This is a genomic window from Irregularibacter muris (genome assembly GCF_024622505.1).
GTDB classification, from domain to species: domain Bacteria; phylum Bacillota; class Clostridia; order Eubacteriales; family Garciellaceae; genus Irregularibacter; species Irregularibacter muris.
In genome coordinates this window covers 219,787-235,935 of record NZ_JANKAS010000004.1, presented here as the reverse complement: position 1 = coordinate 235,935, position 16,149 = coordinate 219,787, and the positions used below count along the sequence as shown (strand labels likewise).

Here is a 16,149-nt window from a genome sequence, read left to right as displayed (position 1 = left end):
GAGAATTAAAGAGAAACTTGGATGGCTAAGTCCAGTGCAATACAGACTTAGTCTTCAGGCTGCATAAAAATAGCGAGGCAGCCGAAACTGTCTCGCTAATAAAGTCTAACTTTAAGGGGTCACCTCATTCAAAGTGTTTTTTATTTTATTCAATTCCATGGGAAAGAAGAGTATAAATATATGAATTTAACAAAAAATAAAGAGGATTTTAAAAACTAAATTTTAAAAAAAGATGAGATAGATTTTACAATCTTGAGGAAAGGAGACTATTTATGAATAAGGATATGCAAAAAAAACCTGTGCCCGAAAGTATGGAGGAGAAGGGAAAGATTGTAGAGATTAAAAATAAGGATGATGCTTACCAAGATGAAATGGCAGACAAGAGTATGTACGGTGAATTTATGTCCACTTATAACTATTGGCTAGGTACAGATGCCCAAAGAAAACGAGCAGAGCATTTAGAAAATACCACAAAAAATAATAATGTAAATAGGGAAGAATGAATTACACTGAGATAATTTCCTATTAAAGTAACTGGTTGTGCTCGTTAAATGGAGACTTTGCTTTGTGCAGAGGTTTAGAGTTTGTTAATGCAGGCGAAAGCGCTTTAAATTAAGTGTTTGAGCGTAGCGAGTTTTTGATACTGCTGAAGGCAAATTTACAAACTCTTGACCTTGGAACATGAGAAAATAGGAATTTAACGAGTACAACAGATTAAGGTAGTTCTATAAAAGTCATCCTCTCGGATGACTTTTATAGGTCTATTGCTTGAGGATTATTGTAAAAATATATGTATATTGGTAAAATATTCTTAAAACCCTTAGGAATATTTATGGGAAAAAATTTTTAACGTTAAAATGATCAACAAAAAGGGTAATAATACAGGTAAAGGAAAATCTATTTATAGGTCTATAAATTTACATAATGCTTAAAAGTGAGAAGTAAAGGAGAGGTTAGATGAAATGTCAACATTGTAAAGAAAGAGATGCGGTAGTACATCTTACAAAAGTTATCAATGGTGAAAAACAAGAATATGATTTATGTGAGTCCTGTGCCCGAGAATTAAATGAACTCTCATTTGAACAAAGCTTTGATTTCCATAAGTTTTTTTCGGGATTATTGGATATTGACAATTCATTTTATCCACAGCAAAGTCCTGTAGAAGAATTAAGATGCCCTCTTTGCAAAATGGGTTTGAATGCCTTTAAAAAAACAGGAAAAGTAGGGTGTGATCATTGCTATGAAGTGTTTGGAGAGCATTTGGAGCCCCTAATTAGACGAATTCATGGTAGCGAAGAACATAAAGGCAAAATCCCCCATAACACCACCAAAAATATTAGACTAAAAAAAGAAATTGAAGAACTAAAAGAACAATTACAAAGGGCCGTAGAAAATGAAGAATATGAATTGGCCGCTAAACTAAGGGATGAAATCAAAGCCAAAAATGAGGGGTTATCTTAGAAAGGGGGAGCCATATGACAGCATGGGATATCAACCCAGGAGGAGATAACGATATTGTTATCAGTAGTAGAATAAGATTAGCAAGAAATATTTTAGGGAAAGTCATGCCCACTTTTATGCAGGAAGAACAAGCTAAGGAAGTGATTCAATCTATCCACGAAGCCATTCTTTATAGCAATTCGGCTATAGCTCATGAGTTTGAACTCATAGAAATGGATAAGATATCCTCCTTAGAAAGACAAGTATTGGTGGAGAAACATCTCATTAGCCCTGATCTAGGAAAAAGCAAAATAGGTGCGGTTTTGATCCAACAGGGTGAGCAAGTAAGCATAATGATTAATGAAGAAGATCATCTCCGCATTCAATGTATCCTGCCGGGATTTCAATTGAACAAAGTCTGGGAGATCGCCAATAAAATAGATGATCTTTTAGAGGAAACCATACCTTTTTCTTTCCATGAAAAATGGGGATATTTAACAGCCTGTCCTACAAATATAGGAACAGGGATGAGAGCTTCTGTAATGGTACATCTTCCCTGTCTGGTATTGACCGGGCAAATTAACTCTGTCATACAAGCTATTGGGAAGTTAGGGATTACCATCAGAGGGATTTATGGAGAGGGTACAGAGTTTATAGGAGATTTATTTCAGATATCCAATCAGATCACTTTAGGTTCTTCAGAAAAGGATATTATTAGTAATTTACATTCCGTGGTAAAGGAAATTCTTAAAAGAGAAAGACAAATAAGAATGAATATGAAGGAGTATAACCCTATCAATTTACAGGATAAAATCTATCGTTCTTATGGCATTTTAAAATATGCAAGAATTTTATCCTCAGATGAATGCATGAAATTGTTATCCTATGTAAGACTAGGGATAGATTTGGGCTATATTCAAGATATCGATATGGATGTTATTAATAACTTGATGACCAATATTCAAACAGGTATGTTGCAAAAAAATTATAATCGAAGAATGGATGAAAGAGAAAGAGACTACATTCGAACCCAATATATTCGCGAAAAGATTGAAAAATAACTGGAGGTGCTTTAAATGGCGATGTTTGGAAGATTTACAGAAAAGGCACAGCAAGCCCTTGTATTTGCACAACAGGAGGCCAGTAGCCTTAACCATAATTACGTAGGAACTGAGCATTTACTTCTTGGACTGATCAGGCAAGGGGATGGCGTGGCAGCAGTTTCCCTAAAAAACCTAGGGGTGGATTTGGAAAAAGTAAGAAATGAGATTGTAAAAATCATAGGTACAGGAGATGAGGGCAATTCTAAAATTGTAGGGTATACTCCTAGGACAAAGAGAGTATTAGAACTAAGCTTAGCTGAGGCAAGGAGCTTAGGCCATAATTATATAGGGACAGAACACTTACTTTTAGGATTAATCCGAGAGGGAGAAGGGGTAGCAGCTAAGGTACTTCATGATTTAGATATCAGTTTTGATAAAACTAGACAGGAAGTGATGAATCATCTCAATAGCAATCCTTCCTCCCAGGAAAATAGCAAAAGAAAGCAAAAAACAAATACACCCACCCTGGAGCAGTTTGGTCGAGATCTTACCGAGCTAGCAAGGGAAGGAAAGATTGACCCAGTTATTGGTAGAGAAAAAGAAATAGAACGGGTTATTCAAATTCTCAGTCGAAGGACCAAGAACAATCCTTGTTTAATTGGAGAACCTGGTGTAGGAAAAACTGCAATAGCAGAGGGACTGGCCCAAAGAATTATAGAAGGGAGTATCCCTGAGAACTTAAAGGATAAAAAAGTGGTTACTTTAGACCTTTCTGGAATGGTGGCAGGAGCAAAGTATAGGGGAGAATTTGAAGACCGGCTTAAAAAGGTAATGGAAGAAATACGTAATTCTGCGGATGTCATTTTGTTTATTGATGAACTCCATACCATTGTGGGAGCAGGAGCAGCAGAGGGGGCCATCGATGCTTCAAATATCATCAAACCTGCTTTAGCCCGAGGGGAATTGCAAACCATCGGTGCGACCACCCTAGATGAATATAAAAAATATATTGAAAAGGATTCAGCCCTAGAAAGAAGATTCCAACCTATCCAAGTAGGGGAACCTACTACAGAAGAGACTCTTCAAATCTTAAAAGGATTAAGGGATAGATATGAGGCCCATCATAGAGTAAAGATTACAGATGAAGCCCTAAAAGCAGCTGTTGAGCTTTCAGATCGCTATATTACCGATCGATTTTTGCCGGATAAGGCCATTGACCTAGTAGATGAAGCAGCATCTAGGGTAAGATTAAGTGTCCTTACTGCACCACCAGAAATAAAAGAACTAGAAGAGAAAATAGAAAAATTTGAACAAGAAAAGGCAGAGGCCATATCTAGCCAAGACTATGAGAAGGCTGCCAGAATCAGAGATGAACAGCAAAAATCTAAAAATCAGCTAGAAGAGATTAAAAACAATTGGAAGAAAAAGAACAATAAAAGTGCAGACCAAGTAGATGAGGAAGACATTGCTCACATCGTTTCGAGCTGGACAGGTGTACCTGTAAAAAAATTAGCTGAAGAAGAATCCGATAGATTATTAAATTTAGAAGAAGAGCTTCATAGAAGGGTTATTGGTCAAGATGAAGCTGTAAATGCAGTGTCTAAGGCCATTCGTAGGGCCAGGGTAGGACTTAAAGACCCCAATAGACCTATTGGTTCCTTTATCTTCTTAGGACCTACTGGAGTAGGAAAAACAGAATTAAGTAAAGCCTTAGCAGAAGTGATGTTTGGCGATGAGAATGCCATGATAAGAATTGATATGTCAGAATATATGGAAAAACATACCGTATCCAGATTAATCGGTTCCCCTCCAGGATATGTAGGATATGAAGAGGGAGGACAATTGACAGAAAAGGTAAGAAGAAAACCCTACTCTGTAGTATTAATGGATGAAATAGAAAAAGCCCATCCGGATGTATTCAATATATTATTGCAAATTTTAGAGGATGGCAGATTGACCGATGGAAAGGGTAGAACAGTAGACTTCAAAAATACCGTGGTGATTATGACCTCCAATGTGGGAGCACATACCATTAGAAGACAAAAAAGTTTGGGTTTTGCTACTGCCCAAAATGAGAAGGATAGAGGCTATGAAAAAATGAAAGGCAATGTGATGGAGGAACTGAGAAAAACCTTCAGACCAGAGTTTTTAAATAGACTAGATGAAATCATTGTATTCCATCAATTAGAGGACCACCATCTTAAAGAGATTATCTCTATATTGTTAGAGAGACTGGCCCAAAGACTGAAAGACTTGAATATTTATGTAGAGTTTACCGATAATACAAAGGAATTCCTAGCAAAAGAAGGATTTGATCTAACCTATGGGGCAAGACCTTTGAGAAGAGCAATACAAAAAAAGGTAGAAGACCAATTATCAGAAGAAATGTTAAAAGGAAGTATTTCTACAGGGGATCACATTGTCGTAGATGCCAAGGATGGAAAACTAGAGTTTAGAGTGAAAGAATAAAACCAAAAAATCCCCTAGGGGATTTTTTGGTTTAGGCCTTAATTTACTTAGAAATATTTTTACACTATAATAAAGATAGGAACGATGAAAAGAGGGAGAGGTATGGCCAAACTCAAGAAAAGATATATTTGTCAAGAATGCGGGTATGAAAGCCCTAGATGGATGGGAAAATGCCCGGAATGTGATCAATGGAACACCATGGTAGAAGAAGTGACCAACCCTAAAAAGGCTTATGGTAATTTTGGAGGCACAATAATCAATCGCCCCCTGACCTTAAAGGAAGTAACCATAGAGAAAGAAGAACGATTTTCTACGGGGATGGAAGAATTAAATCGTGTTCTAGGGGGAGGAGTGGTACCGGGTTCTTTGATATTAATTGGAGGTGATCCTGGTATTGGTAAGTCCACCATTCTTTTGCAGATTAGCAGCCAATTGTCTACCAGTAAATTAAAGGTGTTATATGTATCTGGAGAGGAATCTCTAAAACAAATTAAACTAAGGGCACAAAGGCTGGATACCAATAGTGATTCTCTCTATATATTAGCAGAAACCAATATGCCCATTATTGAAAGAAGCATAGAGGAAATGCAGCCTGATGTCATCATGATTGACTCCATTCAAACCATGTATCAACCTGATATCACATCGGCTCCAGGCAGTGTAAGCCAGGTAAGGGAGATCACAGGGCAACTTATGCATGTGGCCAAGGAAAAGGGCATTGCCACTTTCATCGTTGGTCATGTTACCAAACAAGGATCAATAGCTGGGCCAAGAGTATTGGAACATATGGTGGATACGGTATTATACTTTGAGGGAGAAAGACATCACACTTATAGAATTTTAAGGGCAGTTAAAAACAGATTTGGTTCCACCAATGAAATAGGTATATTTGAGATGAAAGAAAAAGGGTTAGAGGAAGTTAAAAATCCCTCAGAAATGCTATTAAGCGGTAGACCAATAGGTAGTCCAGGGTCCATTGTTATTCCCTGCTTAGAGGGGACTAGACCGGTATTAATAGAATTACAGGCTTTAGTCAGTACAACCAATTTTGGAATGCCTAGACGCATGGCCACAGGGATTGATTATAATAGAGTGGTGCTGCTACTGGCTATAATGGAAAAACGATTGGGGATGCAACTGCAAAATCAGGATGCCTATGTCAATATTATTGGGGGATTAAAAATAGATGAACCTGCCCTTGATCTAGGAGTCATTATTGCCATAGCTTCTAGTTTTCGAAATATAGAAGTTGATCCAACATTAGTAGCCATAGGGGAAGTTGGGTTGACAGGAGAAGTACGATCTGTACAATTTATAGAAAAAAGACTAATGGAAGCAAAAAAAATGGGCTTTAAAAAATGTCTGATTCCGAAAAGTAACATGAAGGGATTAGCTATAAAAGACATTGAAATAGTAGGCGTGGAAAACCTCTCTGAAGCCCTGCAATGGATATTTTAAAACTATAAATATAAGAAAGGTTGGTTTCCTATCAACAAGACCAACTTTCCTATTGCATAAAAAAAGTGGGAATCTTCTAGATTTCCACTTTTGAGCATTTATTTAAATAAAGTTATCTAAGCATATTGTATATACCTAAGGTATTTATTTTTTTCTTCTCCTTTAGAATAATATCTAATAGGTTTAAATCTAAAGAATTGCAAAGGGCTGCAATGTAAAAGAGATGGTTTCCTAACTCTTGTTCTACAACTTCCCTACACTGCTCACATAATTGACCTTTTACATGGTTGTTTAAAGCCTCATGAATATTTTCCATAGAAATTTCGTCACCAATTTCTTGTTTAATGGCATGAATTTCTACACACCCACAGGAGGTTACTGCTTTTACAATAGCACGATTCACGCGGGTACTAGACTCTTGTTGCTTGGTGAGGACATCTAAAATACTTTTATGTTTAATTAGAAGTTGGGATACCGTATCTTGAAATTGATCACAAATCACATCTTTCATATTCTGACTCACCTCGAAATAGTATTGTTAACGTCTCTTATTTTTATTATAGGGCTTTAGATCTACCTTTGTCAATGAACAACCCCATAAAAGAAAATATTATATATTTTACAAAATTCCATTGACAAAACCTAGATCCATGTGTTAAAATTAGTATTTTTGTTGACAAATAGTTAAACTTTTAGTATACTTAAATTAGTCATTTCTAAAAATGGGAGGCGGCTTAATGTTCAATATCGGTGATAAAATTGTATACCCTATGCATGGGGCTGGGATAATAGAAGCCATTGAGGAAAAGGAAATTCTAGGCAAAAAAAGAAAGTATTATGTGATGAGACTACCTCTTGGGGATATGAAGGTGATGATTCCCATTGACAGCACACAGGATATCGGACTTAGAGAGGTAATTAATGAACAGGAATTTTCAGATGTACTGGAAATATTAAAAGGCGACAAAAGTAAAATGTCTCAAAATTGGAATAGAAGATATCGAGCCAACATGGAAAAAATAAAAAGTGGAAATATTTATGAAGTGGCTGAAGTCGTGCGGAACCTTTTGTTATTGGATCGTGAAAAAGGGCTGTCTACTGGAGAAAGAAAAATGTTAAATAGTGCAAAACAAATCCTAATTAGCGAGTTTTCTTTGGTGAGAGATCTGAATGAAGAGCAAGCAGAAGAATTAGTATATAGTACCTTAGTAGAAGAATAGACGTGAAAACGTCTGTTTTTTATTGGACGAAAAAAGAAACTTTCACGTCAATAAAAAGTAGAGTCTACTAGGGAAATATCTTCCCCTATTCCATTAGTAAAGCTTCCGGATGGATTTTTAAGACAAATCTTGTCAGGAGAGTTTGGTTAATCCTTAATCTTGGTATATACTTTATTATAGGAATTTTATTTTATAGGTTATAAAATAGGAAATTTTGGAAAAGATTAATAGATAGGAGGTGAATGCATGGTAAACAAAATCATAAGAGGATTATTGACCATTGCAGGATTAGTTTTAGGATACCAAGCGATGTATTATGCTCTAAGATTAATTCCTATTGAAGAAACAATTAATATGGACCTAACTTATACAATACGGATTACAGCCTATATTGTAGGAGCGATTATTGGTGGCCTTATATTATTTTTATTTTCTCCTAAAATCATTAATAAGGGTTGGCAATCCACCTTTACCGTGGAAAAAAGTTTAGAAAGAATGCCCATTAATGAAATTATTCTTGGGGCCTTTGGATTAATTATTGGTCTTGTTATAGCGAGCTTAATCAGTATACCTATAAATAATATCCCCATACCTTGGGTAGGAAATATTATTTCTCTTATATTTTATATTGTATTAGGATATCTAGGGATAAACCTTGCTATTAAAAAAAGAGACGATATTACCAATCTTTCCAATGTCTTTAAAAGATCCAACAGAGAAAATAAACCTTCAAAACATAGTGGCCATGGTATTCCTAAAGTATTAGATACTAGCGTGATCATTGATGGTAGGATTTTTGATATTTGTAAAACAGAATTTGTAGAGGGGCCATTGATTATTCCCCACTTTGTTTTAGAAGAGTTAAGACATATTGCAGACTCTTCAGACGCATTAAAACGCAATAGAGGTAGACGAGGACTAGATATTTTAAATAAAATTCAAAAAGAATTAGAGATTCCTGTGGAGATTTCTGAAAAAGATTTTCCCAATATTGCAGAGGTAGACAGCAAATTATTAAAGTTAGCTCAGCTTCTACATGGAAAGGTAATCACCAACGACTATAATCTAAATAAGGTTGCTGAATTCCAAGGAGTAAGTGTGCTGAATATTAACGAACTGGCCAATGCAGTAAAACCAGTGGTATTACCAGGAGAAGAAATGATTGTACAAGTAATTAAGGATGGTAAAGAATCTGGACAGGGCATTGCCTATTTAGATGATGGAACAATGATTGTGGTGGATGGCGGCAGGAAGTATGTCGGAGAAACCATTGATGTCATCGTAACTAGTGTCTTACAAACAGCAGCAGGGAGAATGATTTTTGCTAAACCAAAATCAGCTTCTGAGAAAGTGTCCTAAATAAATATTCCAAGAAAGCGGCTATGGCCGCTTTCTCTGCGCTCAAAAGTCCCGTTTTGTGTCATTGTAAATGTAGCCTAGGGGAGTGAAGAATCTTAAAGAAGCTTAAATACTGGATTCTTGTCTATATTCCTTCAAATGATAAATTCAGGTATTTTCCTTTAGATAGGATTTTTCAACAATCTCACCTACTAACGAAGAAGCTCTGTAGGGCTGCTTCGTTAGTAGGTTTTGCATTTATCCCCCTTTTTGTTATAATATCAAGTGAATTCATATGAAAAGAGTTGAAAGATTGGCGGTATTTTAAATAGGTGGTGTAAAGGATGTCTAAACCATATGTGTCTGCGGTCATAGTTGCCGCAGGTCAGGGTACGAGAATGAAAGCCAGTACGAATAAACAATATTTAATGCTAAAGGGCAAGCCCATTTTAGCCCATACTTTATCAGTATTTGAAAAAAGTACGTTAGTCGATGAGGTTCTCGTGGTAGTGGGAGAACATGAAAAATCCCAGTGTCTACAAAAGGTTATAAAATATTATGGATATAAAAAAGTAAAAAAACTTGTTACTGGAGGGGAAACGCGTCAACAGTCTATGTACAATGGGTTAAAGGAGGTCAACCCTCGTGCAGATATTGTGATAACCCATGATGGAGCAAGACCACTGGTACATGAATATACCATACAAACAAGTATTGCAGAAACCCTAATTCATAAAGCCACAGTAGTAGGAGTCCCTGTTAAAGAAACAATCAAAATAGTTGATGCCAAACATTTTGTAGAAAATACACCAAAAAGAGATGTACTTTGGTCAGTCCAGACTCCTCAAACCTTTACTTATGACTTGTTGATGGAAGCTCACCAAAAAGCTCTACAAGAGGGCTTTATAGGTACTGACGATGGAATGTTGGTAGAGAGGCTGGGTTATCCAATAAAAATGATAAAAGGACAATACGACAATATCAAAATCACCACCCCTGAAGATCTAATCATTGCAGAATCTATTATAAATATCAGAATGAGATAGCCTAAATATAAAAGTATATATTTAGGTTTTTTTTGTATTGAATTATAAAATATACTGAATTGCCGTTGACCTGTAATGGCTTACAATATATAATAAAGGTGAAATAAATAAACTACCATGAAAAAGATTTCAGGTGATAAAATGAGAGATAGGCAAAGAGATATTCGATTATTAGTGCGTGTGGCCCAAATGTATTATGAGGAAGGTGCTAATCAAGCAGAGATTGCGGAAAAGCTTGGCATTTCCAAGGCGACAACCTCTAGGATTTTGACAGAGGCAAGAGAAGAAGGCATAGTTACCATCACTGTGAATAACCCTATTACCCATGGGTACATAGGTATAGAAAAAGAAATGGAAATAAGATTTGGACTTAAAGAGGTCATATTGATAGAAACAAATGCTGAAAAACCCGAAGACCTTAGAAAGGAACTGGCAAAAGCTGGGGCAAAATATTTACAAAGGGTAATAAAAACAGGGCAGACCATTGGGGTATCTATGGGACATTTGCTTAAAGAACTCCCCTCCTTTGTAGAAAATTATCGTACCAATAAAATAACCTTTATCCCCTTACTAGGGGGGATAGGACAGACCAATATAGAACTTCATCCCAATCAAATTGCCCTGGAATTAGCAAAAAAATTTAAAGCGGAATACAAACTATTACATGCCCCCGCCATAGTAGATAATTTTCAGGTAAAAGAACTTTTTACAAAGGATCGCTATGTGCAATCCATATTGGAAATGGGAGAAAAAGTAGATATTGGACTATTTGGAATAGGATCGCCTCTCATTAATACATCGACTCTATTGGAAAGTGGATACTATAGTGCGGAAGAAATTGAAACCCTTAGAAGAGAGGGGGCTGTTGGCGATATTTGCTCCCAGTTTGTTGATGCCTATGGAAATGGAGAACAATTTGAATTTAATAAAAGAATTATTGGTATCCCTTTAGAAAAAATAAGAGAAATTCCATTAGCCATAGGAATCGCAGGCCATCTTGAAAGGAAAGAGGCCATTTTATCGGTATTAAGAGGGAATTATATCGATGTTTTGATTATAGATCAACTTACAGCAAAAGCCATTATAGAATTGGATAAAAAACAAAGAAAATAATTTTGCATTTAAAAATAGGATTAAGAAGGGAGAGTTTCACATGTTAGGATTAAATACAAAGCTCAAGCAGCGCCAAGAGGCAGGAAAACCAATTAACACAGGCCTTGTAGGGGCTGGACAAATGGGTAAGGGTATGGTAAGTCAGATGATGTTGATGAAGGGGATGACACCTGGCCTAGTCATTGATATTAATGTGGACAATGCTGTAGAAGCCTACACTTTGGCTGGAATAAGTAGAGAGGATATTGTGGTTGCAAAAAATCTGTCTCAACTCAATGAAGCCCTAGAAAAAGGAAAATTTGTGGCATCTGACAATGCAGAACTAGCCGCTAAGGCCAATCTAATAGATGTTGTAGTAGATGCAACAGGAGTACCCGATGTAGGGGCAAAGATTGCCATGGACTCCATTTTTAACAAAAAACATATTGTTATGTTAAATGTAGAAACCGACGTAGTTATTGGACCTCTTCTTAAACAAATGGCCGATAGTGCTGGGGTAATTTATACAGGATCTGCGGGAGATGAGCCTGGTTCAGTAAAAGAGCTTTATGATTTTGCTGATGGTATGGGATTTGATATTGTAGCCATTGGGAAAGGAAAAAACAATCCTGTTAATCTAAGGGCCAACCCTGAAAATGTTTATGAGCAAGCCACAAAATCTGGAGTAAGTCCCAAGATGTTGACTTCTTTTAAAGACGGCACAAAAACTATGGTAGAGATGACAGCCATGGCCAATGCCACAGGATATATTCCCGACATACGGGGAGGGCATGCACCTAGTGCAAGTGTAAATGAACTGCCAGGAATTTTCCAACTAAAGGAGCAAGGTGGAATTTTAAATAAATATAAAATAGTGGATTATGTAAATGGAGTAGCTCCAGGAGTATTTATTATTGTCACCACAGAACTACCACAAATTCACCACGAAATGCAGTATCTGAGTATGGGCGCTGGACCTAATTATGTATTATATCGTCCTTATCATCTAACAAGCTTGGAAACGCCACTATCTGCTGCTAGGGCTGTGCTTTATCATGAACCTACCATAGTACCTATGGGGGGGAAACCTATCGCAGAAACCATTACAGTAGCCAAAAAAGATCTAAAGGCTGGGGAAATGCTAGATGGTATTGGCGGATTTACCGTATACGGGACCATTGACACCTATGAAAAAGCTAAGGGAGAAAATGCTGTACCTTTAGGATTGATTACTAAAAATACAAAACTAATAAAAGATGTTAAAGAAGGACAATTGATCACCTATGATATGATTGAATTGGATACTTCAACTTTAATTTACAAACTTAGAAATCTCCAGGAGACACTAATTGGATAAGCTTTGTAGAATAAGTGATATTGGATTAGGGGGAAGATGACAATACCCCTCGCCGCTTACTACAAGATATAGAAATTCTAATCTTAAAAGGAGGAAATAGTAATGCGAATAGCTATTGGTTGTGACGAGGCAGGAATACAATTAAAGGACACTTTAAGGGATCATGTAGCGAGTAAAGGCTATGAAATCGTAGACTTTGGAATCAATGAAGGAGAAGTCGTTCTCTATCCTGATAAGGCAAAGGAAATCGCAGAAGCAGTAGCCAAAGGGGAATTTGATCGAGGAATCATTATCTGTGGCACAGGTATAGGCATGGCCATAACCGCTAATAAAGTACCAGGTATACGTGCCTCAGTGGCCCATGACGTGTTTTCAGCAGAAAGATTAGTAAAAAGCAATAATGCTCAAATCATTACCCTAGGCCAGAGAGTCATTGGACCAGAAAGTGCAAAAACCGTAATTGATGCATGGCTGGTATCAGAATTCCAAGGGGGAGGATCCTTGTCCAAGGTAGAAAGAATGATTGAGATTGATAAGGAGTATAGATAAAAAAGAAAAGTTTAGAACAAAAGAGAGATAAGAATAAAATCTTCTTTAAAATTTATTAAATGAAATCTAGCCCGAGGCATTTGGCATTATCCAATAAAAATTGCGCAAAAGCAAAATTTATGAGGATTTTGTCACTTGCCTCTTTTTTTGCTATAGGAAAGCTCTAAAAGTTTTCCACATTAATATGGAAAATCCTCTTTATTTAATTATGAAATTAAATCCAATATAATTTACATACAATCTAATGTAGATAAGAATTCTTATTAAAACTCAATGAGGAATTGGGGTTGTGTTAATTGGAACAATTGAAGTCTAGACAAATACAATTGTATCAATTGCTATGCAAAGAGGAGGGATATATTGCTACAAAATATTTTAGCGAGTATTTAGATGTCTCTAATAAAACCGTTTATAACGATATAGAAATTTTAAATAGGGAGTTGAAAAAATACAATTTGTATATCGAAAAAACTCCACGAAAAGGCTTGAAACTAAATGGAAGAGAAGAAGATAAAAGCAATTTTGAAAAGAGTTGTATTTATTACAGTGAAAAAACAGAATATTACAGTCCTAGAAACAGAAGGCTGAATATATTAAAAAAATCTATTCTAGAAGATAAAATTGTAGATTTAGAAGATTTAGAAAACACTTTTTTCGTTACTTGTGCATCATTAAGAGGTGATATAGAAGAGTTAAATAAATCGTTTAATCCCTATGATGTGATCATAAAAACCCATAAAAATAAAATTATTCTAGTAGGAAATGAACAAAATTTACAAAGAGCCTATGGGAAATATTTGCTGCAAGAAATATTTAATAAGGATAGTCATGTAGATTTAAATGGTATTGAATATATATTTCATGAATTCATAAAGGATCATTTTGACCTGAGTATTATCTCACTTTCTAAAGCAAATATTAATCATTTAGTAGAAATTAATAATCGAAAAATTTCAGATTACTATATAAAATCCTTATATTTAGTCATTTTAATTTTTCTAACGCGAATTAAATTAAATAAACACATATGTTATGAATCGAAAGACATAAGCGAGTTAGAACCTTATTTATTGACAATAGACTTAATAAATGATTTTGAAAAGCATCTAGGTTTTCAATTTACAGATAGTGATACGAGATATTTAAATAGTCAACTTTTTGCCCATGGAATTGAACCTGTAATAAAAACCATTAATATGTGTGTCCAATATGAGCATGTCGTAAAAACAATGATAAAAAATATGAGTGAACTATTGGAAATTGACTTAACGAAAGATATTAAACTAGAAGAATCCTTATTATCTCATCTGCCTCCAATGATTTTAAGATCGAAAAAGGGAATTCATATTCACAACCCCCTACTCAATGAAATAAAAAAACAATACATTGTATTATTCTCATTGACTTGGTACGTAACAAGCGATTTAGAAAAAAAATATGGCATTGCCTTAGATGACAATGAAATCTCATTTTTATTGATTCATTTTCAAGTTTCATTAGAAAAAAGGCATGGTTTTATTTTTAAAAATATAGTGATTGTTTGTCCTAGGGGGTTAGCAACATCAGAATTAGTATTTAACAAAGTCAGACAAATTCTCCCGAATAAAGATAACATCTACTCTATGACAGAAAATGAATTATATTCTACAGATTTAACAGGTGTAGACTTAATCATCACTACTGTTAGATTAAAGCCTTTAAGACAAAACATTCCTATTATACAAGTAGCACCATTGGTAACAGATCAAGATGTATCCACAATCCTAAACACCTATTCAAATATTAATACAAATATTAATCAATTAAGACCAAATCATACAAAATTAGATTTTAATAAGTTTAGTAAGTTTATGGATCAACAATTTATTTTCTGTAATTTGGACTTTAAAAATAAAAGAGATTGTCTGGATTTATTAATTAGCAATTTAGAAAAAAAAGACAGGGTTTATCCCTATTTCCGTGCATCTATATATGAAAGAGAAGAGATGGGTGACACCAGTGTATATACAGGAGTGGCTATACCACACGCATTCCCAGACACTGTAAAGAAAAGCACTCTTACCATTGCAACTTTAAAAAGACCAATAAATTGGGGAGCTCATTGTGTAAGTGTGGTATTCTTGATTGCTGTTGCAAATGAGGATGTTTCACAATTAAAAGAGTTATTTTCGAGTTTAATGGCCTTAATTGAATCACCAGAAATAATAGATAGTATAAAAGCAGTTGGGAGTAAAAAAGAATTACTTTGTATTTTACAAAGTAGAGGAGAGATAAGCTATTAGGAAATAAATATACGTTGATAAGAAGGTGTTAGAGTGTCCAATATATTAAATGACATAAAAGTGTCTCCAAGTCTAGTTTTTATGGATATTTTTGACGAGACAGATAAAAAAATTATAGAGAAATTAAGTACACATTTATTTAACCAAGGACTTGTAAAAAAAAGTTATATTCAAGCCATTTTAAAAAGAGAGGAGGTATTTCCTACCGGATTACAATGTGAAGACATTGGAGTAGCTATTCCTCATACTGACCCAGAACATGTTTTAACACAATCTATTGCAATTGGTATTTTAAAAGAACCCGTGTTATTTAGGCAAATGGGATCAAATGATATCGAGGTTCCTGTACAAATTGTTCTTATGCTAGCCGTGAAAGAGCCTCAAAAACAAATTGGCTTTTTACAGGAGTTAATGGGCCTCTTGCAGCAAAAGAAAACATTTATTACATTATTAGGCTGTAAAAGCCAACAAGAGGCAGTGGATAAATTTAATGATTTTTTTGAGAAAAGAAAATGATTAAATTTCAATTTTAATCATTCTATAAAGAAAAAAAGAAAGGATGATAAAAATGAAGAATATTTTATTAGCTTGTGGATCAGGTATCTGTACTTCAACAGCAGTGCGTAACAAGGTTGCTCAAATTTTAGATGAGCATGGGTATAAAGGCAAATATAAAATTACTCAATGTAAAGTAGCAGAAACCCCAGCCATGTCTTCTAACTATGATTTTTTAATTTCCACAACCATGGTGCCTAAAGAATTAAAATGTCCATTTGTCCCTGGGGTATGCTTTTTAACCAATGTAAATACACAACCATCAATTGATAAAATTCTAGAGTTAATGGAAAAATAAAA

15 protein-coding genes are annotated in these 16,149 nt (G+C 35.1%); 14 read left to right on the top strand and 1 reads right to left on the bottom strand.

Annotation, left to right across the window (positions count from 1 at the left end; translation table 11 throughout):
- The first annotated feature begins 272 nt into the window (after positions 1 to 272).
- From NSA47_RS06910 to radA, 5 genes are all read left to right on the top strand, one after another.
- Positions 273 to 503 (top strand): hypothetical protein, encoded by a 231-nt coding sequence (locus NSA47_RS06910; RefSeq protein WP_257530329.1) that lies wholly within the window; start codon positions 273 to 275, stop codon positions 501 to 503.
- A 454-nt stretch (positions 504 to 957) separates the two neighbouring features.
- Positions 958 to 1,461, top strand: a complete 504-nt coding sequence (locus NSA47_RS06905; RefSeq protein WP_257530327.1) for a UvrB/UvrC motif-containing protein — start codon at positions 958 to 960, stop codon at positions 1,459 to 1,461.
- A 14-nt stretch (positions 1,462 to 1,475) separates the two neighbouring features.
- Entirely contained in the window at positions 1,476 to 2,501 is a 1,026-nt protein-coding gene (locus NSA47_RS06900) for a protein arginine kinase (protein WP_257530325.1), read from the top strand.
- 21 nt (positions 2,502 to 2,522) lie between these two features.
- On the top strand, positions 2,523 to 4,952 hold the full coding sequence (locus tag NSA47_RS06895) for an ATP-dependent Clp protease ATP-binding subunit (protein WP_257530345.1): 2,430 nt from the start codon (positions 2,523 to 2,525) through the stop codon (positions 4,950 to 4,952).
- A gap of 102 nt (positions 4,953 to 5,054) precedes the next feature.
- Positions 5,055 to 6,410: a DNA repair protein RadA gene (radA, locus tag NSA47_RS06890; protein ID WP_257530322.1), complete on the top strand. Its 1,356-nt coding sequence runs from the start codon at positions 5,055 to 5,057 to the stop codon at positions 6,408 to 6,410.
- A gap of 112 nt (positions 6,411 to 6,522) precedes the next feature.
- Here radA and NSA47_RS06885 read toward each other — a convergent pair whose 3' ends face one another.
- Positions 6,523 to 6,921: a nucleoside triphosphate pyrophosphohydrolase family protein gene (locus NSA47_RS06885; protein ID WP_257530320.1), complete on the bottom strand. Its 399-nt coding sequence runs from the start codon at positions 6,919 to 6,921 to the stop codon at positions 6,523 to 6,525.
- A 226-nt stretch (positions 6,922 to 7,147) separates the two neighbouring features.
- Between NSA47_RS06885 and NSA47_RS06880 the strand changes: the two genes are divergently transcribed.
- The 9 genes from NSA47_RS06880 to NSA47_RS06840 all read left to right on the top strand — a co-directional run bounded on the left by NSA47_RS06880 (position 7,148) and on the right by NSA47_RS06840 (position 16,147).
- A complete protein-coding gene (locus NSA47_RS06880; protein WP_257530318.1) occupies positions 7,148 to 7,630 on the top strand; it encodes a CarD family transcriptional regulator in 483 nt (160 codons plus the stop codon).
- 246 nt (positions 7,631 to 7,876) lie between these two features.
- Entirely contained in the window at positions 7,877 to 8,989 is a 1,113-nt protein-coding gene (locus tag NSA47_RS06875; protein WP_257530316.1) for a PIN/TRAM domain-containing protein, read from the top strand.
- Between the two features lie 323 nt (positions 8,990 to 9,312).
- Complete coding sequence (ispD, locus tag NSA47_RS06870) at positions 9,313 to 10,014, top strand: 2-C-methyl-D-erythritol 4-phosphate cytidylyltransferase (protein WP_257530313.1); 702 nt, start codon at positions 9,313 to 9,315, stop codon at positions 10,012 to 10,014.
- Positions 10,015 to 10,131: 117 nt separating this feature from the next.
- On the top strand, positions 10,132 to 11,127 hold the full coding sequence (locus NSA47_RS06865) for a sugar-binding transcriptional regulator (RefSeq protein ID WP_257530311.1): 996 nt from the start codon (positions 10,132 to 10,134) through the stop codon (positions 11,125 to 11,127).
- 40 nt (positions 11,128 to 11,167) lie between these two features.
- A complete protein-coding gene (locus NSA47_RS06860) occupies positions 11,168 to 12,463 on the top strand; it encodes an NAD(P)H-dependent oxidoreductase (RefSeq protein WP_257530309.1) in 1,296 nt (431 codons plus the stop codon).
- Positions 12,464 to 12,565: 102 nt separating this feature from the next.
- Entirely contained in the window at positions 12,566 to 13,012 is a 447-nt protein-coding gene (rpiB, locus tag NSA47_RS06855) for a ribose 5-phosphate isomerase B (protein ID WP_306811122.1), read from the top strand.
- Positions 13,013 to 13,308: 296 nt separating this feature from the next.
- On the top strand, positions 13,309 to 15,294 hold the full coding sequence (locus tag NSA47_RS06850) for a BglG family transcription antiterminator (protein WP_257530307.1): 1,986 nt from the start codon (positions 13,309 to 13,311) through the stop codon (positions 15,292 to 15,294).
- 33 nt (positions 15,295 to 15,327) lie between these two features.
- Complete coding sequence (locus NSA47_RS06845; protein ID WP_257530306.1) at positions 15,328 to 15,810, top strand: PTS sugar transporter subunit IIA; 483 nt, start codon at positions 15,328 to 15,330, stop codon at positions 15,808 to 15,810.
- 52 nt (positions 15,811 to 15,862) lie between these two features.
- On the top strand, positions 15,863 to 16,147 hold the full coding sequence (locus tag NSA47_RS06840; protein ID WP_257530304.1) for a PTS sugar transporter subunit IIB: 285 nt from the start codon (positions 15,863 to 15,865) through the stop codon (positions 16,145 to 16,147).
- Positions 16,148 to 16,149: the final 2 nt, after the last annotated feature.

Bases quoted from the DNA above. Each gene is read 5' to 3' on its own strand.
- radA (WP_257530322.1), top strand. From the start codon at position 5,055: ATGGCCAAACTCAAGAAAAGATATATTTGTCAAGAATGCGGGTATGAA.
- NSA47_RS06875 (WP_257530316.1), top strand. From the start codon at position 7,877: ATGGTAAACAAAATCATAAGAGGATTATTGACCATTGCAGGATTAGTT.
- NSA47_RS06860 (WP_257530309.1), top strand. From the start codon at position 11,168: ATGTTAGGATTAAATACAAAGCTCAAGCAGCGCCAAGAGGCAGGAAAA.
- NSA47_RS06840 (WP_257530304.1), top strand. From the start codon at position 15,863: ATGAAGAATATTTTATTAGCTTGTGGATCAGGTATCTGTACTTCAACA.
- NSA47_RS06895 (WP_257530345.1), top strand. From the start codon at position 2,523: ATGTTTGGAAGATTTACAGAAAAGGCACAGCAAGCCCTTGTATTTGCA.
- NSA47_RS06900 (WP_257530325.1), top strand. From the start codon at position 1,476: ATGACAGCATGGGATATCAACCCAGGAGGAGATAACGATATTGTTATC.
- NSA47_RS06880 (WP_257530318.1), top strand. From the start codon at position 7,148: ATGTTCAATATCGGTGATAAAATTGTATACCCTATGCATGGGGCTGGG.
- NSA47_RS06865 (WP_257530311.1), top strand. From the start codon at position 10,132: ATGAAAAAGATTTCAGGTGATAAAATGAGAGATAGGCAAAGAGATATT.
- NSA47_RS06910 (WP_257530329.1), top strand. From the start codon at position 273: ATGAATAAGGATATGCAAAAAAAACCTGTGCCCGAAAGTATGGAGGAG.
- ispD (WP_257530313.1), top strand. From the start codon at position 9,313: ATGTCTAAACCATATGTGTCTGCGGTCATAGTTGCCGCAGGTCAGGGT.
- NSA47_RS06885 (WP_257530320.1), bottom strand. From the start codon at position 6,921: ATGAAAGATGTGATTTGTGATCAATTTCAAGATACGGTATCCCAACTT.
- rpiB (WP_306811122.1), top strand. From the start codon at position 12,566: ATGCGAATAGCTATTGGTTGTGACGAGGCAGGAATACAATTAAAGGAC.
- NSA47_RS06905 (WP_257530327.1), top strand. From the start codon at position 958: ATGAAATGTCAACATTGTAAAGAAAGAGATGCGGTAGTACATCTTACA.